A 21,991-nucleotide genomic window follows, 5' to 3' on the forward strand; every position below is an offset into this window, starting at 1 on the left:
GAGTCCGTATAAAATATGCCTACAAGCCGTCCAACCCACCTGCACCGCCGTCATGCCCGCCGACTAAATTTGAGCGGGTAAGGCTGCGGCCATGCTCCAACTTAGAACTAGCACGAATGATGGAGACAAAACCATATTTTGCTCGAATCAGATCCATCACTTGATCTAAATGTTCATGCTTGATTTGTTCTTCGGCTTTTTCAAAAAGATTTAATTGAGTATCAGCAGTGTACTGCAGATCAGAATAAGTCACACCAATATTCCGGATCAATTCCCCCGTATAGAACTTCTTGAATAAAAACAACAGATGAGCCGTCAATTCATTAGTATTGTCGGTGGGGGTGATCTTGAGTTGGCGGCTGAATCCTTTAGTCAATTCGTTTTTTGAATAACCGATCGCTAAAGAGACCGTTCCTGTTTTTGCATTATTTCTGCGCAAGCGGATAGCAACTTGTTCCGCCATTTCACGAATGACCAAAGCCATCTCAGCACCGTGATAATCCCTCGGCAAAATTTGACTATTGCCAATGTTTTTTGATTTTGGGATATATTGTTCTTGTAGTTTGGTGCGATCGATCCCATTGGCATGGTGGTATAATTGCAGCCCGATAATCCCAAATTTATTTTTTAATTTAGCAGGGGAAGCATGGGCTAAGTCGTAGATAGTTTGGATCCCCATTTCGCGGAAATTATTTTTCATTCGATTACCAATGCCCCAAAAATCATCTAGTTCGGGAATTTTCCAAACCTTTTCTGCAACATCTTGATAATTCCACAACGCACGCATAGTTTTAGCATTCTTTGCCTCATTGTCCAACGCTAGTTTAGCCAGTAAAGGATTACTGTTTGATAAACCGACAGTAGAGTAGATTCCCGTTTGTTGCAAGATATCTTTTTGGATCATTTGTGCTACTATATCTAATTTTTTTGCGCGGCTATGATTTTCTGGAACAAAATAGTTCAAGCTATGCGTCAAATCAACCACGCCTTCATCGATGGAGTACCACATGATGTCTTCATCGGCTGCATAATTACGAATGATACTTTGAATCTTTAGATTTTCAGAAATATAGTACCGCATCCTAGGAGGGACAATGATCAAATTATCGACAGCTGGATTCTCAGCGGCTTTAGGAAGCTGCCACGCTCTTGTCACATTCGTAATACCTAACATTTTTTTTGCCATAGGACTGCTGGCTAAAATAAGCCCGGAGGTATTGTCTGCATGACTCATCACAACTAAAAGATCTTTTAATGGATGACGGCCGCGTGCGACTAATTCACAGCTGGCATAAAAAGATTTCATATCAATAAACGCATAGTCTCCAGTTGGTTCTAATTCATAGTTGAAATTCATTTGAATCCCCTTAACTTTGACATTCACAAACAGTGAGCAATCAATTCCAATCCATCGTTTAAAAAAACAGAACTTACGTTCGTATATATATTACTTCGTTTCTTGAAAAAAAGTCAAGTAACTCTCCGTTTTATTTGATAAAAAACTAATAGAAACAAAAAGATCCAACAGACGATAAAGCAGACTGTTGGATCAGTAGAGAATTAATTTTATTTGAGACTTAAAACATTATTCTTGATAAGCTCTCTTGTTTTTCTAAACTCGGATAAGATCTCTGCTTCGCTTCCGACTGCTCGAGCAGGGTCTTGCAGATCCCAATGAAGATGTTTGACACCTTTAGGGATGGCCGGACACTTATCTTTTGCATCACCACAAAGGGTAATGATCAAATCCGCATGATTGAAGTAGTCTCTATCGATCAAATCAGATGTTTGATTGGAAATGTCGATCCCATCTTCTGCCATGATTTGAACCGCTTTAGGATTTAAGCCGTGAGTTTCGATTCCGGCACTTCTGATTTCAAATTGTGTGCTAGGCAAGTATTTGTGAGCATAGCCTTCAGCCATTTGACTGCGACAAGAATTTCCTGTACATAAAAAATACACTTTCTTCATTCCGATTGTCCTCCAATATACGTTCATTCAGTGAGAATTTATTCGTGTGATTAATACGTCAAAAATAATAGTACCGAAATTCCTGTTAAGATACCAACAAAAACAGTTGAAGCAGTGGTGATCACAGGAATCACTAATCATATTCGTGAAGCAAAGTTCGGCTGCCATTTCTCAACGGCAAAATTTCCATTTGAAAGTTTGGAAATTTTCTTAATCCATTCCAATTCATTAAAAGAACGAGCTTTTAAAATATCGTTGTGTGTATCAGCTGCAAATAGGCTCTGATTGATCAGCCACCAAGTATGAGCAATTTTTGCCCGATCCAAATCTTCAGCTAGACGCATAGATTCATAAACGGGTGTTGTTTCAGGTAAAGTGATCATTAATACTTCTGTTTCGGCTTTGTTTTGCAGTCGCGGCAATAATTTTTGAATAGAAAGCGGGACTTCACCTGAACTTCTGGCGACTTCTTTTGCATAACTTTGAGTAGAATCTAGAAGCAGCAAAGTATGTCCCGTAGGTGCCGTATCAATAACGACAAGTTCATTTTCTGATTTATCAACGATCTCCGCGAAAGCGCGGAATACCGCTATTTCTTGTGTGCATGGAGAACGTAGATCTTCTTCTATATAAGCTAGATCATCAGCTTTCAATGTTTCACGAGCTTTCGAAAGAACAGTTTCTTTATAATCAGCTAGTTCTTTTTCTTCATCAATATGGCTAATTGAAATAGGGAAATCGGCTGGAAGAAACAGGTTCAAATGATCAGCCGGATCCGTGGTGGCTAAATGAACTTTTTTTCCTGCTTGGGCCAATTTTTCCGCGATTTTAATCGCAACAGTTGTTTTGCCAACACCACCTTTACCCATTGTAAAAATAATTTTTTTGTTTGTCCGAATGAACTCATTTACGATCAAATCTAAATGAGGAAAATCAAGTGATGTATGTTCTAATTCAACAATAGCCGGTTGTTGTTCGTTTAATAGAATTTGTAACTTGTCGATTCCCGTAACATTGTAAGGACGAAGCGGGATATAAAATGATTCAAATTTATGCAACAGAGTCGTGTTGGCTAAATCATTTTGTTGCTCTGTGTAAATCTCTTGAGAAATTACATCGTCAGGCACTTTCAGTAAACCATTGACTACTAATCGTTGGTTTTTGATTCCCAATTTCAGCAGCTCTATTGAAGCACGCTCAGCTTCGATCAAAGGAGCTGCTTGTGGGCGGGTAACTAGTATCAAAGATGTTTGAGCAGCATCAGTCAATGTTGCAACGGCTTTTTCATACCGTTCTTTTTGACCGCTCAATCCTGATAATTGTCCCAAGCAAGAAACACCTGTAGTATTTTCATTTAGAAAACTGTTCCAAGCAGAAGGGAGCTGCAACATTCTTAATGTATGACCAGTTGGTGCTGTATCAAAGAGAATATAGTCAAACTGTTTGGCAACTTGTTCATCTGTTAGGAAATTTGCGAACTCATTGAAGGCAGCAATTTCAACGGTACAAGATCCGGATAACTGTTCTTCCATATTAATAAGAGCGCTGTCAGGAAGGATTCCACGATACGGACCGACAACTTGTTCTTTGTACTCTTTAGCAGCAGTGATCGGATCAAAATTGGCAACTTTTAAATTAGTAATGCCCGCAATAGTTGTAGGCCGATTCGATAACGTAGTTTGAAAAACGTCTTGCAAGTTTGAAGCGGGGTCCGTGCTGACGAGCATAACTTTTTTATTGTCTTGTGCCAAAGTTACGGCGGTTGCACAGGCAGTAGTCGTTTTGCCAACGCCGCCTTTGCCTGTAAAAAATAAATATTTGGTTAGTCCCATCTTTTGGGGAATATAGCGAAGCATGGCATTTCCTCCTGATCGACTAGCAACAGCCAGAATTTCCACCGCAGCAATCGCTCGAGCTGTTTGCGGGCTGCATTACGAAGTGGACGTCTCCATATGTTCCAAACTCTTCTAAAGTAGGGTAGGCGCCTTCTTTGACGATTTCACCATCTAATAAGGTCACCGGCAAAATATCGTTACCTTTTTCTTGCAGTAATTTTAAAACGGCAGGTTGATTGACAAAGGCATCTGGATCACCGGTTAAATTATGACGGGCAGCTTCAATTGAATCTAGCCCTTCGAAAATTTCAAAGACAGAAGTCACCATCAATAATTCTTCGTCGACTGATGGACCGCAAACACCGGTAGAGCAACACATGGCTGGTTCAAATAATTCCAATTTTTTCATCGTTTCTTTCTCCTTTACAGTTACAATTTATTTTTTTGCAAAGACAATCATCGTCATCAGAAAATAATTGCTTGATTGATCCCATAAATTGATCAATAAAACTTTCAGTTAATTGATAATGATGCCACGTCCCTTGTTTCGTGACAAGAATGATACCGGCTTTTTCCAATACCTTCATATGATGAGACAAGGTTGGTTGGGTGAAGTCAAAGTGGTCTAAAATATCGCAAGCACATAAACTGCCGCATGATAACAAGTCGATAATTTTTAAACGGCTTGGGTCAGCTAAAGCTTTTAATATTTTGGTCATTTCAGCATAATTCATAGTTCAACTCCTCTATATAGAAATCCATCTATGTATTTAATATAGATGAACCTCAATATATCGTCAATCGTTTCTGTCCTTTTCATCGAACTAAGTAAAGCTCTGTAATTCATTCTTGGAAGAAAGGGGGGATTGGACAAACAAAAAAGCCATGGGAAGAATCCCATGACTGATTAAAACAATTTAAATTCATTTAACGGCCAAAAGCGTAAAATCACTTTTCCTTGAATCAAAGAGTGATCGACAAAACCGAAAATTCGGCTATCTTTTGAGATCAAACGGTTATCACCTAAAACAAAATATTGATCTGTCGGGACAGTCACTGAAAAATCATCTGTGAAACTGGTAGCATTTTCAGCTTGTTCTTGGAAAGCCGAATTATATGAATACTCATCAGCCAGCGCGTCTTTTTTAAACTGCTCCTTGAACTCGTCAAGATACGGTTCATCGTATGTTTTGCCGTTGATGGTCAACACATTATTCTTCATTTCTACCTGATCGCCGGGCAAGCCGATGATCCGCTTCACCACGTAAAGACTCTGATTATCCGGTTCTTTTGTTGTAATAATATCCTGTCTATCTAAATTAGATAGTTTGGATGTGATTAAGCGTTGATTGTCGTGGAGTGTCGGGTCCATTGAATGGCCTTCAACTTTCACTGGTGAAAAAACAAATATTCTAGCAAGAAAAATTAGAGCAATGATAATGACTACTGGAAGCCATTCTTTTATTTTATTGTTCATAGGGTCACCTCGTGTTTAAATTTTATCATTCTTCAAAATAAAAAGCTCTTTTAAACTATTATTCGTTTAAGGCTAGAGAAATCAAGTAGTTTGTGGGAAACTAAAACGAGGATCAATGATAGGAGCAAAGCGATGAATAAGAATTATCCCGTCTCACCAAACGTACCCCAAAGTTTTTCCAACGATTTCTATTTGGAAGATGAAGCTAGTATTGAAGCTGTTCACGGCTACGGATTGGATTATAGTTACTTAGTTTGTGAAAATCTAGTATTACGCCGATCGATTTTAGAAAAAGTGACGATGCAACGGACAAAACTGGTTCGCTTTGAAGCGAACAATGTGTTTTTTAAAAACTGTGATTTCTCAAATCTTGAATGGATCGGTGGTAGCTTTCATCAAGTTGTTTTTGAAAATTGCAAACTGACAGGCTGTAATTTTGCAGAAAGCTATTTGCGTGATTGTCAGTTCAAAGATTGTTTGATCAATTTTGGTTCTTTCAGCGCGACAAATTTAAAAAATGTTGCATTTGAACACTGCCAATTAAACGATAGTGAATTTTTTGAAGTACGATGGAAACATTTATTTTTGGTAGATAATGAATTGACTAACAGCAACTGGATGCGGACTAAATTAGCTGAATTAGATTTTACAACCAATCGATTTAGTAAGATTGCCTTCTCAATGGACCAGTTGAAAGGGCTAAAAGTCGATACTTATCAAGCGGTAGTTATCGCAGCGGGACTAGGTTTGCAGATCAAAGATAACTAAAAAATTGGTGTCTGACAGAATAAATTACTCCGCTGAAATAATCAAAGATTTAGGTCAGCGGAGCAGCTGACGATTACAAAGAATTTTAAGACAAGTATTTTGATCTTGTACGGAAGAAGCCCACCTTATTTATAACAAGTGGCAAGAAAAAGTTCAGCGTCTTGGTTCATAAAAATCTTTTCACCACGATAAAAAGGTTGAATACTTACTTGGGAGAAACCAATCGTTTTTAGTAAACTTGATAATTCAGATTCAGCAAAACCATTGTGGACTTTAGGATGGTAGACTTTTGAATTTTCAATAAAATCAACAATCAATAGTTTGCCGCCTTTTGGTAAGAGATCAAAGAGTTCCGTCAAGATTTTTTTTGTATCGGGAATATGCAGCAAAACCAACGACAGTACGATCGTGTCAACCGTTAACTCAGGAGTTTCTTTAGTAAAATCAGCTTGCAGGACGCGGACATTGGTTAGTTGTTGCTGGTTTATTTTATGTTGTGCTACGGCTAACATTTGTTCTGCTGGATCAACTAAAAGCAGTTCATCAGCTTGCTCGGCTAAAGGTAAGCTGACTAACCCAGTTCCGCCGCCGTAATCTAGTACTTTTCCATAAAATTCAGGTTCAATTTTTTTTGTAATAATTTGGGCTAAATGTTTCCGTTCAGGGGTATCATAAGTTTGTGCTATCTTTTCAAAAATATTTTCGGTCATCAGATCGACTCCAATCAATTTAATAGCAATATTGTACGTTATTTTAGCATTAAAATACATAGATTTAGTCCGAAGCGGCTATCAGAGCAACTGATTGAATAAAATTGCGCTATAATAAAGCGAGAAAGGTGGAAGGTTATGCTTATTAGTTTAGTCAGTTCATTACTAATGATCGGTGTTTTTGCTGGAATCTTGGGCGCAATTTTAGGAATTGGCGGCGGGATTATTTTAACGCCTTTTTTGACATTAATCATAGGATTAGATATCAAATACGCGATTGCAGCAAGTATTGTTTGTGTAATTGCGACAAGTTCCGGTGCGACTATCGCCTATTTGAAAGACGATATGTTGAATCTGCGGGTAGCGATGTTTTTAGAGATTGCAACAACGATCGGCGCAATCGTTGGAGCGGTACTTTCTGGTATCGTACCAACAGGATTTTTATTTATTCTATTTGGTGGATTTTTACTGTTTTCAGTGATTAACATGATTCAAAAACTACGTGGAAAATCAGACAATGGCGTCAATGGATCTGTTAAGGACTCACTAGCTGAAAAATTAAAATTAAATGGTTCATATTATGACAAAGTACTGGAAAAACAAATTGATTATCAAGTTGAAAAAGTGCCTGGCGGTTTTGCGATGATGTTTGGTGCAGGGATTGCTTCGGGCTTGTTAGGAATTGGTAGTGGTGTTTTTAAGGTGACAGCAATGGATACCATTATGAAAATGCCATTGAAACCCTCAAGTGCTACGAGCAATTTAATGATGGGCGTGACGGCAGCAGCTTCTGCGATGGTTTACTTTTTTAACGGAACGATCTTACCAGAAATTGCGGCGCCGCTAGCCTTAGGGGTTTTAGTTGGCGCAACAATCGGCTCTAGGATCATGCAACGGTTGAAACCTGCCGTCATTCGCTTGATCTTTATTCCGATATTGTTATTTATGGGGATCCAGATGGTTCTCCGCGGATTTGGGGTGATCGTTTAATGGAAGAAAAAGAAGAAATTTTAAAAGTTGAACGGTCGATCGGATACATTTTACGGATCGGTGTGATCGTGTCTGCCGCAATCATTGTGATTGGGCTGGTTTTATTATTTTTGCGACCAACCGCCATTCAAACACCAACTAGCTTGTCATTGATCTTTCAAGGTTTGCTTCGATTAAGAGGAGAAGCCTTCATTATGCTGGGATTGTTCTGTTTGATTTTGACACCAGTTTTACGAGTGGTCGTGTCGATTTTTGCTTTTGCAAAAGAAAAAGATTATTTGTATGTAGTGATCACAGTAATCGTGTTGATCATTCTGATTATCGGGATGAGTTTAGGTTTAGTCGAAAAATAGCTGCAAAAAAAAGAAGTGACAAAATTTTTGTCACTTCTTTTTTTATTCGTTTCATTGAATCAAAAAGATGATTAAGCTTAATAAACCTAGGCTAGTAACAATAGTAAATAGGAGTTTATCGCGTTTTGTCGTAAAGACTGGGCGGTGATACGTGTGACTGTTCCACAGCCAAAAGACAAGTCCTAACGCATAGATTCCGATGCAATAAAGTAAATTTAGCAATCCAGAAGAATACAGCATATAAATTCCATAAACAATGCCGCCGATTGCTAAAAACTGTTGACCTTTATGTTTTTTCTTTTTAGCAATCTGCCATAAAAATGCAGCAGATAAAACATAAGGGACTAGCACCATGGTCGTTGCGGTATTCGTCACTGCTTGGAAAGCATCCATTGCCCAACGAGAAATCAAAAAGACGATCTGCATGATGGCGCCATTTAAGATCAACGCATTTACAGGTGCGTTTTGTTTATTGGCTTTTCCTAAAAATGCTGGGAACATTTTGTCTTGTGCTGCGTCAAAAGAAATCTCGGCAGCTAAAATTGTCCACGATATCCATGCACCTAAGACTGAGATGATGACTCCGATGTCAATCATGTGAGCTGCCCACGCACCCGTGGATACCCGTAAAACGCCGCTTAAAGAAGGACTAGGTAGTGCCGCTAATTCGGTTTGTGGCAATGAGCCGAAACTAAGCATCACGATCAAAACGTAAATAGCTAACGTTATCGCGTATCCGATTAAGGTAGCACGACCGACGTCGCGAGCACGTTTGGCACGCCCAGACAGTACAACAGCGCCTTCAATCCCAACAAAAACCCACATCGTTTGTAACATGGCATGTCGGATCTGCGTTGGAATACTGCCTAAATGCTGCCCATTCAAGTTTATATTTTGAGCAAAGACATCGAATGAAAAAGTCTGATAATTAAAATGGATAAATAAAAGTAAAATTGCCATTAAAATCGGAATGACTTTTGCGCCGGTAGCAATCGTATTTAAAATACTTGCAGTTCGAATGCCGCGAGCCACTAAAAAAACAACGCTCCAGATCATAAAGGTCCCCAAAAATAAACCAATCCGACCACCAGAACCACCAATTGAGGGAATGAACTTGCTTAAAGCGTCTAAAAATAAAATGACAAAAGACACATTTCCAATAATATTGCTCAGCCAATAACCCCAAGCCGAGTTGAAGCCGATATAATCGCCAAAACCATCTTTGGCGTAATAATAAATCCCACCGATGATTTGCGGCTCTTCTTTTGAAAGAGTTTGAAACACTTTCGCAATAAAGAAAACGCCGAGTCCGGTAATTAGCCAGGCGAGTAACGAAGCAATTACACCAGCTGACTGCGAAATACTGCTAGGCAAGTTAAAGACGCCGCCGCCTAACATCGAGCCGATGACAATCATACTCAAACCTAATAAACTCATCTCTTTCGTATGGTTATCAGGTGCTTGATTTTGTTCCATAAATTTCCTCCTAAGAAATACTGTTTCTATTCAAGCATATTTGTGTGAAAATGACCATAAGGATAAAGTGAAACTAAGTGTTTTTACATTAAAGAATTATCATTTTGTTATAATTTGAAGCGACAAGTAGCACTTTTGTTTGAAAATAAGGAAATACCTGATCCTAAATACGTGCAGAAGAAAATTATTTTGGAATTAGGAAAAATTGCGTGCATTCCTGAATTTTTATCAGGAAATGATTTTTAAAAATAGCAAACCCAACAGTTTGTTGCTGTTTATTTTCTTTAGGAGAGGCTGTTTTTTAGTTAACAGAGTGATAAAATTGAATCAGCAAGGAGGTCTAAAATGATTAAAGTTCGAGTAGCAACACCTGCAGATGCAGCGGCATTAGTTGCGATTTATACGCCTTATGTCGAAGAAACAACCATTACTTTTGATTATGAAGTGCCCAGTGAGGCGACATTTGTTCAAAATATAGAAGAAACGGTCGACACATATCCCTATTTTGTGGCAGAAGATGAGGGAGAAATCTTAGGATATGCCTATGCGCATCCATATAAAAATCGAGCGGCTTATGATTGGGCAGTGGAGGTCAGTGTTTACGTTGATCGTACAAAACGCGGCAATGGGACAGGCAAAGTTTTATACCAAGCGCTAGAAGCAGCATTAAAAAAACAAAACGTCGCGATTTTAACAGCATGTATTACTGGTGGAAATCAATCTAGTATCCATTTTCATACAAAACTTGGTTATCAAGAAGTCGCTAGTTTTCCTAAAATAGGTTATAAATTTGATCAATGGCTCGATGTCATCTGGCTGCAAAAATTTTTAACTAAGCCAGAAGGACAATTACCAGCATTTATTCCGTTTGCTAAACTAGACAAAAAAGTTACAGAGAAGTGAGCGTAAAAGTGCAGGAGTTTGCAATTACTTTTTTAACGGATTTTTACGACAAAAACATCGTTGGTTTTTGAACTGGATAGAAATTAAATTCTGTTAATGAGATTCTAATTAAATTCAATAAGAATTGTTACGGACCTGTACCGCTGATTTGTTATTCTTGCAATATCAAAGCGAGGAGGGCTCTAATAGCGCAATGAAACGAGAAAAGGACGCTTCGAAAAACGGAGTAAAACCGACTGACTTTTTACTAGAAATGTTGGCGTTGTTCATTCTGATTTCCTTAACTATTTATGCCATCAAAACGGGTAAACTTTTTTAAAACGAACAATAAACAATCTTTAAATCAATATTTTATAAACTAAAAACCCTTAATATATGAGGGTTTTTGGTTTATTTTCCGTTATCGTAAAATTGTAATCATTCTATATTTTTATGAAAAGGGGTAAGGTCTTACAATTTTTCTAGGTTTTCTTTTAGGGGTTTCTTCGTGTTCTTAGTCAGAGATCACTAACCGCAAAAAAAACTGCCTGAAGTTTAGGCAGTTAATGGTTTTCCGCCAGTTTATTTTTAAAAGAAGAACCGGCGTAGAAAATGAAGCATTCAAATAGTGCTAAAGCGTAAGTCCAATATTTAAAAGGATTGAAGAAATAAGTGATATATCTATCTAAGGGAGTAAGAAAAATAATAAGTCCTAAGAATAAAACTCCGCTCATGATCAAACCTATAGTAGTATATTTTTGGGGTTTTAGACTGATCAATAAAAGATAGAGTTTAGTAAACAATAACCACAAAAAGAAAAGAATCAGAGCGTGAGAACTTCTTTCTATCATTTTCCCTTTAAGAACAGTACTGAAAAGAACAGAAAAGATAAGTAGTGCAATGATAGGTGCGAATAGAAAAAATTTATTTAATAGCAGTGCTAAATTTGTCATTTTCTTATTTTTATAGTCATGACGTATAGTTTTTGATACATACAGATGGTATAGACAAACTCCAATGATCAGACACAACAATAAATAGCTCAAAATGATCCCTTCCTTCAAAAAAATTATATCAGATTAAACCAGACAGGTCTCGTAAGTGATTGACTATTTAGGAGACCTGTCTGGTTTTCAAGTTGGTAGTAATAGTACACAAACTTTTTAGTTCTTGGTAAATTCTTCCAAAGCTTTCATTTTTTCGATGACAAGTTCGGGAGTAATGGTTTCTTTCATTAAATGGATCATCTCACCAGGAGCACAAGCGCGTTCGGCGACGGCTTGAAATTCTGAATCTGTCAGATTTAAGTTCATTGCTGCCAAGTTGATTGGTAAATTTAATAGTTGATAAAAGGGTAATAATTGTTCGATTTCTGTTTGTTTATTTTCAATCATCAACTGGACTAAAATACCGTAAGCCACTTTATTTCCGTGGAGCTGTTCATGACTGCCAGAGATAACAGTCAACGCATCATGGATCGAGTGTGCACCAGCGGTCCGACCGTATTCGTCACCGAACCCGCCAACCATTCCTGCTAATAAAATATTTGCTTCGACAACATCAATAAAGGCTTGATTCATTTCTTTTTTGTCCATCGCATTCAAGGCAGCGATACTTTTGTTCAAAAGAATCTCATGACTTTTTTTAGCGGCGAATTCAGCCACTTGGACTTCAAGCGGTTTGACTGCTAATTGCGAGATGATCACGTTGGATTCGTACCATTTTGCTAAAGTATCGCCAATGCCTGCGATCATTAATTCTCGAGGAGAATGCAAAATAACTGCAGGATCGATCAATACAAGATCATTTGCTTTGGGAAAAATATCATAGCGCAGCATGACACCAGTCTCGTCATAGATCACACTCAAAGGAGTATAGGATGCACAAGTCGCTGCTAATGTTGGCAAGATGATGATGGGCAACTGAGCTTTGTAGGCAACGAATTTTCCTAAATCAGCAACTTTTCCACCGCCGACAGCGACAATTCCGTCAAATTGCTCTTTTTTGCATAAAGACGCAAAATTTTCAGCAGCTGAGTCGGTACACTGTCCACCATAATAATGAAATGATTTTGCTAGGGATAGTTCAGGAAAGTACGGCTTTACTGCGCTCCAAGACTTTTCTCCGTGCAAGATGAGGATATTCTTAATATTTCTTCGTTCAAGATGGAATTCTAATGAGTTCCAGGCATTTGGTTTCAATTCATATTCCTGCGGGGCACCGCGGACAATCAGCTGTTTTGTCATGAGAAAACTTCTTTCATCATTTTTTTAGATACATCTTTTTTTATTATAATAGTTATGGTAGTATAAACGCAAGTTGCTTTTGAATATTTATTCTTTAATTGTTATATACTTATATTATTATTCATTAAAAGACCGACGTTCTGTTATCCTTTCATTGATTGTACAAGATCGCAGAGTGGAGAATGACTAGCTTTTTACAGTAAGACGTATGCAATTATTTATAGGTAGTCTGAATATATTCAGCAAAATAAGCGACAAAAACAGCAATAGCTGGAAATTGGTTCATTATATAGTAAGAAGGAGCGGAAGAGATGAAAAAGAAAATTGGAGCATTGCTCACAGTGCTACTGATGGTGTTGAATTTTTTACCGGCAAATGTACACGGGGCAGAAAAAGATGCGATTTATGAACGGATCCAAGAAAGCGGCGAATTAGTTGTCGGTTTATCAGCGGACTATGCACCGTATGAATTTCATGCAGAGGTTGATGGAAAAGATGAGATTGTTGGATTCGATATCTCAATCGCTGAAAAAATCGCAAAAGATATGGGTGTCAAACTAAAAATTGAAGAGCTTGGGTTCGATGCGCTTTTAGGTGCGTTGAAAACAGGAAAGATCGACCTCGTAATTTCTGGGATGTCGATTACGGAGGAGCGCTTAAAAGAAGTTGATTTTTCAGATCCATATTTTGTCGTCCAGCAAAAAGTTTTAGTTCGTAAAGAGGATAAGCAACGCTTTAAAACAACGGCTGATTTTGCTGAAATACCAGTCGGAGCACAAAAACAAACGACCCAAGAAGAGTTAGTCAAAAATGAAATGACTGGTGCCGAACTGACTTCGTTACAAAAAGTTCCTGACTTGATCAATAACTTATTGAACAAAAAAGTTGAAGCCGTCGTGCTGGAACAACCAGTGGCTGAGGCCTATGCCCAACAAAGTGATAATGTAGCTTTAGCATCAGTGAAATTTGAACAAGGTGAAAAAGTTACGGCTATCGCCATGTCAAAAAATACACCAGAGTTGAAAAAACATGTTAACGGATCGATCAAAACGATCAATGACAAAGATTTATTGAAGGGGTATCAAAAAGAAGCAAATGAATTGATGTTCCAAGAAGACCAATCCTTCTTGCAAAAATATGGGCCTTACTACTTAGACGGTGCTAAGTATACTATTTTGTTAGCATTTGTGGGTGTCTTGTTTGGCTTGATCTTTGGTAGTTTATTAGCTTTGATGAAACTCAGCAAGAGTAAGATCTTGAAAGCTATCGCAGTCATCTACATTGAATATGTTCGGGGAACACCACTGTTAGTCCAAATCTTTATCGTTTATTTCGGGACCGGTGTTTTAGGATTAGACTTATCTAAATTATTGGCTGGTTGTATCGCGGTCTCACTTAACAGTGCCGCATATGTGGCTGAGATCGTCCGGGCGGGGATCAATGCGGTGAACAAAGGTCAAACGGAAGCTGCTCGTTCATTAGGCATGAATCAAAAAGAAGCGATGCGGTATATCATCTTCCCACAAGCCATTAAAAATATTTTACCGGCATTAGGAAATGAATTTGTGACGATTATCAAAGAATCATCAGTGGTTTCGGTTATCGGCGTTTCGGAATTGATTTTCCAAACAGGTGTCGTGCAAGGCGCTAGCTTTAAGCCGTTCTTACCGTATGTGTTGGTATCACTGATCTACTTCGTGTTGACCTTCTGTATTTCCCGTCTATTAGGTTTAGTTGAAAGGAGAATGGGCCTGAATGATTAATGTACAAAAATTATCTAAAAGTTTTGGTAATAACGAGGTATTGAAATCGATTGATCTTACGGTAAAAGAAGGGGAAGTTGTGGTAATTATCGGACCTTCTGGGAGTGGGAAAAGTACGATTTTGCGTTGTTTGAACTTATTGGAAGAACCGACTTCAGGAGAAATCTTTTTTGAAAAGCAAAATATTACAGCGCCTAATAGTAATATCGATCAGATTCGTCAAAAAATGGGCATGGTATTCCAAAGTTTCAATTTGTTCCCGCATATGAGTGTGTTGGACAATCTGACGATTACACCGGTAAAAATAAAAAAAGAAGATCCTGCAAAGGCAAAGGAACAAGCTTTATCATTGTTAGATCAAGTTGGGTTAAAAGAAAAGGCGAACAGCTATCCGGCTAGTTTATCTGGCGGACAGCAACAGCGGGTGGCGATTGCTCGTGCACTTGCGATGAACCCTGACGTGATGTTGTTTGATGAACCGACTTCTGCGCTTGATCCAGAAATGGTCGGTGAAGTGTTGGGTGTTATGCAAGACTTAGCAAAAAAAGGGATGACAATGGTCGTTGTAACGCATGAGATGGGCTTTGCTAAAGAAGTAGCTGATCGTGTGATTTTTATGGCAGACGGTATCATCCAAGAAGAAGGCACTCCAGAAGAAATATTTGATCATCCGCAAAATAGTCGGACACAAGATTTCTTGAATAAAGTATTATAATTGTTACGAAATGGAGGAGTAAGGATGGATAACAGTAAAATAGCACGACGCTTCCAACAACCAGCGGAAAACTTATTGATGAAGATCGCGATCTTAGCAAAAGAACAAGAAGAGATCATTGATCTATCAATTGGCGATCCGGATTTGATCACGAACCCAGCGATCATCGAAGCAGCCTATGCAGATGTAAAAAAAGGCGCGACGAACTATACTGCGCCGGCCGGCAGTAAAGAATTTTTGCAGGCAGTTGTTGATTTTTATCAAAAAAAATATGGCTTGACCTTCCAATTAGATCAAGTTCACGCGACAGTTGGAGCATTACACGCGATGTATTTAGTAATGCAAGTTCTGCTTGATCCCGGTGATGAGGTGATCATTCACGAACCGTACTTTTCTCCTTATCGCGAACAAGTGGTACTTTCTGGGGGAACACCCGTCATTGTTCCAACTTATGAAGAAAATGGGTTCCAATTAGATGTGGAAGACTTAAAGAAAGCAATCACTGAGCGAACAAAGGCGATTGTAATCAATTCACCGAATAATCCGACAGGAACAGTCTTTACGGAGGCAACCTTGAAACAAATTGCTGAAGTAGCTATTGAAAATGATCTATTTATTATTTCAGATGAAATCTATGAAGATTTTGCTTTTACAGAAAAATTTGTACCGATGGCACGCCTTGCGCCAGAAAATACCATCACGATCAGCGGTCTATCAAAAGGTTTTGCGATGACCGGCTGGCGTTTAGGGTATTTGATTGCTCCGGCATATATCAAACAAATCGCCGGTATGATCAATGAAAGTATTACTTATTCGGCACCAACGGCCTCTCAACGTGCGGGTATTTATGCTTTGGGTCATTATGAAGAACTTGTTTTGCCGACGGTTGCTATTTTTAAAGAACGGCTAGAATATATTGAAAAAAGAGTTGCTGATATTCCATACTTATCCTTGCGACCAGTTGCTGGTAGCATGTACGCGTTTATCAACATCAGTAAAAGCGGACTGGATTCGGTGACATTTGTAGAGCAAGTGTTAGAACAAAGCGGCGTATTATTTGTTCCCGGTAAAGCGTTTGGTGCAACAGGCGATAACTACATTCGCTTAGCAGCAACCCAGCCATTAGAACTATTAGCAGAAGCTTTTGATCGATTGGAAAAGTTGACTTTTTAAAGTCTGTCTGCTCAGATAAAGAAATCAAAAGGTTGTGACATATGTCGCAGCCTTTTATTTTTTTGTCATAGGTATGAGTCTTGCTTCTTAGATTAATTTGTTATAATCAATATAAAAGTAGAAGAGAAGGTGTGCAGACAAATGACTAGAACGTGGTTTATTACGGGAGGAAGTAAAGGAATCGGTTTTGAAACGGCGAAGATTGTTTTAGAAAATGGCGATCAAGTTATTTCATTTTCTAGAACAGAAGGGAAGCTAGCCAGTTTAAAAGAAAAATATGATCAATCCCTATTGATCTGTTTAGGTGATATTGAGCAACGTGAAGCGGTATTTGCTGCTGCGGCTAAAGGAGCGGAAACATTTAAGGGAATCGATATTGCTTTAAGCAACGCTGGAATGATGCTTGGCGGTATGGTTGAAGAGACGACTGAAGCAGAAGCACGGAAAATAATGAATGTAAATTTCTTTGGTTCGCTTTGGACAGCACAAGTAGTTTCTCCGTATTTACGCAAAAAACAGGGGCGTTTCATTCAAATGAGCAGTATCGGCGGAATCATGTCTTGGATGACTTCCGGGTTGTACAGTGCTAGTAAATTTGCGATAGAAGGTCTGACAGAAGCATTGGCACAAGAATTAGCGCCGTTTGGTGTTCATGTTACGATCGTAGAGCCAGGCGGTTATTGGACAGATCTTTATAAAAATTTGCATAGTAGCGAGCGGTTCTCCGATTATCAAGAACTTCATCAGCAAATGGATGACTTCTCAAAAGAGCAAGAAGGTCAAGCGACAGATAGTGATCCAGCTTTAGCCGCAACAGCAATTTTTAAACTTGCAGCATTGCCTGAGCCGCCATTGCGTTTACTTTTGAGTGATTCTCTTTTTGATATGGTGATTGAAGCGACGGAAAATAAAATCACTGATTGGAAAAAAGAGGAGTCTCTCAGTCGCGCATCAGAAAAATTGATTCCCATGCCAAAAGGTTATTTAGATGATACTGAGTTATAAAAAATAGAAAGCAGACGTAAGCGATGAACGAAATTATTGAAGAAATCAAAGCGTATGAGCCCTTTACGCAACAAGAAGCCAAAGATCAAAAACTATTTTTAGAGAACGTACAATTCCAAAAAAATTTGCTGACTCGGGAAAATCCAGACTATCATTTTTCTTCTTCAGCCTGGGTAGTCAATCCAGTATATGATAAGGTGCTGATGGTCTATCACAATATCTATCAGTCTTATTCTTGGACAGGCGGACATGCAGATGGCTGTGACGATCTTCTTTTCGTCGCTAAGAAGGAATTAGAAGAAGAGACTGGGATCAAAGAGTATCAGTTGATTCATGAAGGTCTGTTTGCCTTTGATATTCTACCTGTGCCAGCCCATGTTAAAAACGGGCAACCTATCAAGGAACACTACCACATCAATACGACTTATTTATTTATGGCAGCAGAGGACCAACCTTTTAAAATCAAAGAAGATGAAAACAGCGATGTAAAATGGATCGATATTGCGGCTATTGATACGGCAGTGACGGAAGAAGCGATGAAAGTTTATTACCATAAAATGGTGGAAAAGGCACGGCTGCTAAAAGATAGCTGAAACTAGCGATGCAAATAAAAAATAAGATGACTGGGAAACTGGGCATCTTTTTTATTGTTTAAGCAAAAGTAGTTTACATAATTTAATTACGAATCGATACTTGAAAATTAGAGCAGCTCAGTTTTTCCATGATTGCTTGATGGCTAAAAAATGATTTTAAGCTAAAAAAAATCAAATCTAATTATCATAATTATTGATAAGAAAAGCGTGTATCAAAAATAGTACCCATGGAGCCCGACAATTTATTGGCATATTTCTGTCTTTTTTTAATTTTAAATAATAATTGTAAGTAGCGTAGAAAACGCTATCTAATTTTTTTAGTACGATTTTAGCTTGGTATGACGTTGTTTTTACGTAAAATCAAGATATGATAAAAAAACAAATTAAAATGGTGGTGTTTAATGTTCTCGTCTTTTGTTATTTTTTCATTTAATCGATCGTTTTTATTGAATCAGATAAGTCTGCTTAAACGATGTTTTTAAGATGTTTGCCAATTTCTAGCTATCTTGCGCTTGATGTTTTTTCATTGTAAAGTAACATTCAGGGAGTTTCTTACGTTTACAGTGTTCTTGCTCAATGACTAACGAACTATCAGAACAAAACACTGGGTAATGAAGCATCCTAGATAAAAATTGAATAGGAGTGGTTTTAATGTCCAAAGCAGAAAAAGGCATGACGCTTGGCGCTCTGGTCATGATGATCTTTACCTCAGTATTCGGGTTTGCTAATGGCCCGGTCGCTTTTTACTTGATGGGGTATGGCTCGATCGTCTTTTATGTCGTTGCCGCGATTCTATTTTTCATTCCGTTTGCTTTAATGATGGCTGAATTTGGTTCAACTATCAAAGGTGAAAACAGCGGGATGTATAAATGGTTGGAAGTCAGCGTAGGACCGCGTTTTGCGTTCATCGGAACGTTCATGTGGTTTGCTTCTTACGTTGTCTGGATGGTTTCTACATCGTCAAAAGTTTGGATCCCTTTCACAACGGCATTTGCCGGAAGTGACCAAACGCAAAAACTGCACATGTTTGGTCTAAATTCAACCCAAATGGTTGGTCTTTTAGCATGTGTATGGATGATTATTGTTACTTTAGTCTCGATCAAAGGGGTTAAAGGAATCGTTAAGATCACAAGTCTGGGCGGACTTGCGGTAACTAGTTTGAACGTTGTTCTTATTGTGATTTCAGGCATTATTTTGGTTGCAAACGGCGGTCATTTGGCTCAACCGTTCGACCACATTTTACATTCGCCAAACCCTAGTTATCAAAGTCCAATCGGGTTATTAGGTTTTGCTGTATTCGCGATTTTTGCGTATGGCGGGATTGAAGCTGTCGGCGGAATGGTCGACAAAACACATAACCCAGAAAAAACATTCCCTAAAGCAGTCGTTCTTTCTGCCTTGATCATTTCGGTCGGCTATGCACTGGGAATTTTCCTTTGGGGTGTAAGTACAAATTGGCAAGATGTTTTATCTGGTGATTCAACTAACTTAGGAAATATCTCTTATGTCATGATGAACAACTTAGGTGTTGAGTTTGGTAAAGGTATCGGTCTTAGCCAAGCAGCTGCTATTAGCATGGGTAACTGGTTTGCTCGTTATACTGGTTTAGGTATGTTCTTGGCATACAGCGGGGCATTCTTTACATTGACGTATTCACCATTGAAGACGTTGATTATGGGAACACCTAAAAAATTATGGCCTAAGAAATTTACTGTCTTAAACGAAAATGGTATGCCAAGTTACGCAATGTGGACACAATGTGCGATTGTTGTTGCGATTATTTTGATCGCTTCATTCGCTACACCAGATCCATCAGCGTTCTACAATATTTTGACTTTGATGGCAAACGTATCAATGACATTGCCGTACTTATTCTTGATTTATGCATTTCCTAAATTCAAGAAAAAAGAAGGTCTGGAACGGCCGTTTGAAGTATACAAATCACATGGCATGACAATGGCTATCAGTATAGTAGTCTTCTTATTAGTATTGGGTGCGAATGTCTTTACGATCTTCCAACCAATCATTGAAGGTGCTGGTGCACGGGATACACTTTGGATGATTGCAGGTCCAGTTGGATTTACAGTAGTAGGAATCATTCTTTATCAAAACTACGTACGTCGTTCAAAAGCTGAATAATTAATTATCAAGCCTCGGCAAATTTTGCTGAGGCTTTTTTTAAGAAAGCACATCCAATTTGATTAGACCAACAACACTATATATCGTGTTGTTTTTTTACATAACATTAAAAACACACAAAATCTAGTCTTTACTTCAAAAAAAATAGTAGTAATATTTATCAAGGATTTAAAAAAGTTTAATAAGAAGGGATAGATGAAACGATGCTATTAGTAGCTGGTACGATTGGTGCGGGTAAAAGCAGTCTGACAGATATGTTGTCACAGGAAATGAATTCAAAACCATTTTATGAGAACGTCGATGATAATGAAGTGCTGCCATTGTTTTACTCAAATCCAGAAAAATATACATTTTTGTTGCAGATATTCTTTTTAAATAAACGTTTTTTGGCGATGAAAGATGCCTTAAAACAAGCAGATAATGTACTGGATCGTTCAATTTATGAGGATAGTTTGTTATTTCATTTAAATGCTGATCTTGGCAGAGTAAGCCAAGACGAAGTGATTCAATACGATAATTTATTGGATACTATGTTAAAAGAACTAGAACTTGCTGCACCACAAAAAAGACCTGATTTGTTAGTTCACATCAAAGTCTCTTTTGAAGTGATGTTGGAGCGAATCGAAAAAAGAGGCCGTGATTATGAACAAATCGCTACAAATCCAGAGTTATTCGACTATTATCGACTGGTCAATCAACGGTATCAGCAATGGTTTGAAAACTTTGATATTTGTCCTAAGATCCAGATCGACGGCGATCGTTATGATTTTGTCGCAGATCCTAAAGCCGCTGAAACGGTCGTTAAGCTAATTAAAGAAGAAGCAACCAAATTGAATCAGCACGCACTTAAACGAGGAAGTTATTATTCAACAGAGAAGATCGAAAAGGGAATTTTTTAAGGCCTTTTTCAACTAAAAAAAGAACGAATGTTTTCTAGAAGGAGTCATCAATGTTAAATTATTTCAATTTTTTACTTCATCAATTAAAAGGGTGGCCGCAACAAAATTATTATCTCTTTTTCTTCAGTCTGGGTTGTCAGACGATGACATTGGTGAATCAACCGATCAATTTGTTAACTGTGATCACATTCATAGGGACCACACTTGGGGTGTTATGTATTCTTTCAATCAGTGCCGCCAAGTCAGTTAACGGTGTCTTAGGGATTCTTTCTGCACTTTGTTTTATTTATGTCGGTTACTCGGCTAAAAATTATTTAAGTATTGGAGAACAGATTGCCTATATGATCACTCTGGATATCCCCGTATTGTTAAGCAAAGAGTGGAACCATAATATGGCTTCAAAGATTCGTAAATTTACTGGGAAAATTTGGGTAATCGCTATTATCAGTACGATCATCGTGTATTTTATCTCAGGCTATTTGATCCAACGATTGACTGACGATCCACGTCCTTGGATCGATGCGATCGCTTTTTCAATCAGTTTAAGTGCTGGAATCATCAGCTTTTTACGTTACAATAATCAATATTTTTGGTGGTTGGCCTCAGGACTTGCTCAAATGGTCCTTTGGTATATTTCCTTTACACATGGTTCAGCGAGTCTAGCGATGTTCGTCAATAGCTCGGTTTATTTGATCAATGATGTTTTGGCATTTACTGTTTCGCCTTGGTATAATAAAAAAACACGCGAAAATATGCAACAGATGGAAGAAGAATATTATCTAAGTCATTAGTAAACGAAAAAGACCTGACAATCGGATTAGATTGTCAGGTCTTTTTTTACTTTCAGTAGTAAAACTAGTTGCTTAGCGTATGTTTTCTAATTAAATAGATCGTTTTTTATTTAACGATAGATCATAATATCAACAGTATTATATGCTTGCGATAATTAATATAGTGTTATAAAAAGATATGATATGTTTTAATAGATCATCCCTT

The 21,991-nt window shown here is 38.1% G+C and carries 23 protein-coding genes; 13 read left to right on the top strand and 10 right to left on the bottom strand.

Annotated elements, in window-relative coordinates:
• Positions 1-19 precede the first annotated feature (19 nt).
• The 6 genes from FFM68_RS03750 to lepB all read right to left on the bottom strand — a co-directional run bounded on the left by FFM68_RS03750 (position 20) and on the right by lepB (position 5,283).
• The gene (locus tag FFM68_RS03750) at positions 20-1,357 is read right to left on the bottom strand and encodes a Y-family DNA polymerase (protein ID WP_137618094.1); all 1,338 of its coding nucleotides are present in this window, start codon (positions 1,355-1,357) and stop codon (positions 20-22) included.
• Positions 1,358-1,566: 209 nt separating this feature from the next.
• Positions 1,567-1,971 (bottom strand): arsenate reductase (thioredoxin), encoded by a 405-nt coding sequence (gene arsC, locus FFM68_RS03755; RefSeq protein WP_137618095.1) that lies wholly within the window; start codon positions 1,969-1,971, stop codon positions 1,567-1,569.
• A 137-nt stretch (positions 1,972-2,108) separates the two neighbouring features.
• A complete protein-coding gene (gene arsA / locus FFM68_RS03760) occupies positions 2,109-3,827 on the bottom strand; it encodes an arsenical pump-driving ATPase (protein WP_239585040.1) in 1,719 nt (572 codons plus the stop codon).
• A 19-nt stretch (positions 3,828-3,846) separates the two neighbouring features.
• Positions 3,847-4,215, bottom strand: coding sequence for an arsenite efflux transporter metallochaperone ArsD (gene arsD / locus FFM68_RS03765; protein ID WP_137618097.1), 369 nt, complete (start codon positions 4,213-4,215; stop codon positions 3,847-3,849).
• The gene (locus FFM68_RS03770) at positions 4,193-4,540 is read right to left on the bottom strand and encodes an ArsR/SmtB family transcription factor (protein WP_137618098.1); all 348 of its coding nucleotides are present in this window, start codon (positions 4,538-4,540) and stop codon (positions 4,193-4,195) included. Before FFM68_RS03770 ends, arsD begins: the two co-directional genes overlap by 23 nt.
• 173 nt (positions 4,541-4,713) lie before the next feature.
• Positions 4,714-5,283 carry a signal peptidase I gene (lepB, locus tag FFM68_RS03775; protein WP_137618099.1) on the bottom strand — a complete coding sequence of 190 codons (570 nt, stop codon included), beginning with the start codon at positions 5,281-5,283 and terminating at the stop codon, positions 4,714-4,716.
• Between the two features lie 132 nt (positions 5,284-5,415).
• Between lepB and FFM68_RS03780 the strand changes: the two genes are divergently transcribed.
• Positions 5,416-6,051 carry a pentapeptide repeat-containing protein gene (locus tag FFM68_RS03780; RefSeq protein WP_137618100.1) on the top strand — a complete coding sequence of 212 codons (636 nt, stop codon included), beginning with the start codon at positions 5,416-5,418 and terminating at the stop codon, positions 6,049-6,051.
• A 125-nt stretch (positions 6,052-6,176) separates the two neighbouring features.
• On the opposite strand, the gene FFM68_RS03785 is transcribed toward FFM68_RS03780, so the two are convergent.
• Entirely contained in the window at positions 6,177-6,761 is a 585-nt protein-coding gene (locus FFM68_RS03785; RefSeq protein ID WP_137618101.1) for a class I SAM-dependent methyltransferase, read from the bottom strand.
• A gap of 138 nt (positions 6,762-6,899) precedes the next feature.
• Here FFM68_RS03785 and FFM68_RS03790 point away from each other — a divergent pair, with 138 nt between their 5' ends.
• Positions 6,900-7,751 carry a sulfite exporter TauE/SafE family protein gene (locus FFM68_RS03790; RefSeq protein WP_137618102.1) on the top strand — a complete coding sequence of 284 codons (852 nt, stop codon included), beginning with the start codon at positions 6,900-6,902 and terminating at the stop codon, positions 7,749-7,751.
• Positions 7,751-8,104, top strand: a complete 354-nt coding sequence (locus FFM68_RS03795; protein ID WP_137618103.1) for a DUF1634 domain-containing protein — start codon at positions 7,751-7,753, stop codon at positions 8,102-8,104. The genes FFM68_RS03790 and FFM68_RS03795 overlap by 1 nt, the downstream gene beginning before the upstream one ends.
• Positions 8,105-8,155: 51 nt before the next feature.
• Here FFM68_RS03795 and FFM68_RS03800 read toward each other — a convergent pair whose 3' ends face one another.
• Entirely contained in the window at positions 8,156-9,580 is a 1,425-nt protein-coding gene (locus tag FFM68_RS03800) for a basic amino acid/polyamine antiporter (RefSeq protein ID WP_137618104.1), read from the bottom strand.
• 345 nt (positions 9,581-9,925) lie between these two features.
• Here FFM68_RS03800 and FFM68_RS03805 point away from each other — a divergent pair, with 345 nt between their 5' ends.
• On the top strand, positions 9,926-10,483 hold the full coding sequence (locus FFM68_RS03805) for a GNAT family N-acetyltransferase (RefSeq protein WP_137618105.1): 558 nt from the start codon (positions 9,926-9,928) through the stop codon (positions 10,481-10,483).
• Positions 10,484-10,676: 193 nt separating this feature from the next.
• Positions 10,677-10,802 (top strand): hypothetical protein, encoded by a 126-nt coding sequence (locus tag FFM68_RS13290; protein WP_275578059.1) that lies wholly within the window; start codon positions 10,677-10,679, stop codon positions 10,800-10,802.
• Between the two features lie 223 nt (positions 10,803-11,025).
• On the opposite strand, the gene FFM68_RS03810 is transcribed toward FFM68_RS13290, so the two are convergent.
• Together FFM68_RS03810 and FFM68_RS03815 are read right to left on the bottom strand one after the other, a co-directional pair.
• The gene (locus tag FFM68_RS03810; RefSeq protein ID WP_137618106.1) at positions 11,026-11,508 is read right to left on the bottom strand and encodes a hypothetical protein; all 483 of its coding nucleotides are present in this window, start codon (positions 11,506-11,508) and stop codon (positions 11,026-11,028) included.
• 117 nt (positions 11,509-11,625) lie between these two features.
• Complete coding sequence (locus tag FFM68_RS03815) at positions 11,626-12,708, bottom strand: iron-containing alcohol dehydrogenase family protein (protein WP_137618107.1); 1,083 nt, start codon at positions 12,706-12,708, stop codon at positions 11,626-11,628.
• 311 nt (positions 12,709-13,019) lie between these two features.
• Here FFM68_RS03815 and FFM68_RS03820 point away from each other — a divergent pair, with 311 nt between their 5' ends.
• The 8 genes from FFM68_RS03820 (at position 13,020) to pnuC (ending at position 21,786) form a co-directional block, all read left to right on the top strand.
• On the top strand, positions 13,020-14,471 hold the full coding sequence (locus tag FFM68_RS03820; RefSeq protein ID WP_137618108.1) for an ABC transporter substrate-binding protein/permease: 1,452 nt from the start codon (positions 13,020-13,022) through the stop codon (positions 14,469-14,471).
• The gene (locus tag FFM68_RS03825) at positions 14,464-15,186 is read left to right on the top strand and encodes an amino acid ABC transporter ATP-binding protein (RefSeq protein ID WP_137618109.1); all 723 of its coding nucleotides are present in this window, start codon (positions 14,464-14,466) and stop codon (positions 15,184-15,186) included. Before FFM68_RS03820 ends, FFM68_RS03825 begins: the two co-directional genes overlap by 8 nt.
• A 24-nt stretch (positions 15,187-15,210) precedes the next feature.
• Positions 15,211-16,359: a pyridoxal phosphate-dependent aminotransferase gene (locus FFM68_RS03830; RefSeq protein ID WP_137618110.1), complete on the top strand. Its 1,149-nt coding sequence runs from the start codon at positions 15,211-15,213 to the stop codon at positions 16,357-16,359.
• A 141-nt stretch (positions 16,360-16,500) separates the two neighbouring features.
• The gene (locus FFM68_RS03835) at positions 16,501-17,364 is read left to right on the top strand and encodes an SDR family NAD(P)-dependent oxidoreductase (RefSeq protein WP_137618111.1); all 864 of its coding nucleotides are present in this window, start codon (positions 16,501-16,503) and stop codon (positions 17,362-17,364) included.
• A 23-nt stretch (positions 17,365-17,387) separates the two neighbouring features.
• The gene (locus tag FFM68_RS03840; protein ID WP_137618112.1) at positions 17,388-17,957 is read left to right on the top strand and encodes an NUDIX hydrolase; all 570 of its coding nucleotides are present in this window, start codon (positions 17,388-17,390) and stop codon (positions 17,955-17,957) included.
• Between the two features lie 651 nt (positions 17,958-18,608).
• Positions 18,609-20,096 carry a glutamate/gamma-aminobutyrate family transporter YjeM gene (yjeM, locus tag FFM68_RS03845; protein WP_137618113.1) on the top strand — a complete coding sequence of 496 codons (1,488 nt, stop codon included), beginning with the start codon at positions 18,609-18,611 and terminating at the stop codon, positions 20,094-20,096.
• A 203-nt stretch (positions 20,097-20,299) separates the two neighbouring features.
• Positions 20,300-20,995, top strand: coding sequence for a deoxynucleoside kinase (locus FFM68_RS03850; RefSeq protein ID WP_239585039.1), 696 nt, complete (start codon positions 20,300-20,302; stop codon positions 20,993-20,995).
• Positions 20,996-21,045: 50 nt separating this feature from the next.
• Positions 21,046-21,786: a nicotinamide riboside transporter PnuC gene (pnuC, locus tag FFM68_RS03855; RefSeq protein WP_137618115.1), complete on the top strand. Its 741-nt coding sequence runs from the start codon at positions 21,046-21,048 to the stop codon at positions 21,784-21,786.
• Positions 21,787-21,991 lie beyond the last annotated feature (205 nt).

It is taken from the genome of Enterococcus xiangfangensis, from assembly GCF_005405365.1.
GTDB lineage: Bacteria > Bacillota > Bacilli > Lactobacillales > Enterococcaceae > Enterococcus_A > Enterococcus_A xiangfangensis.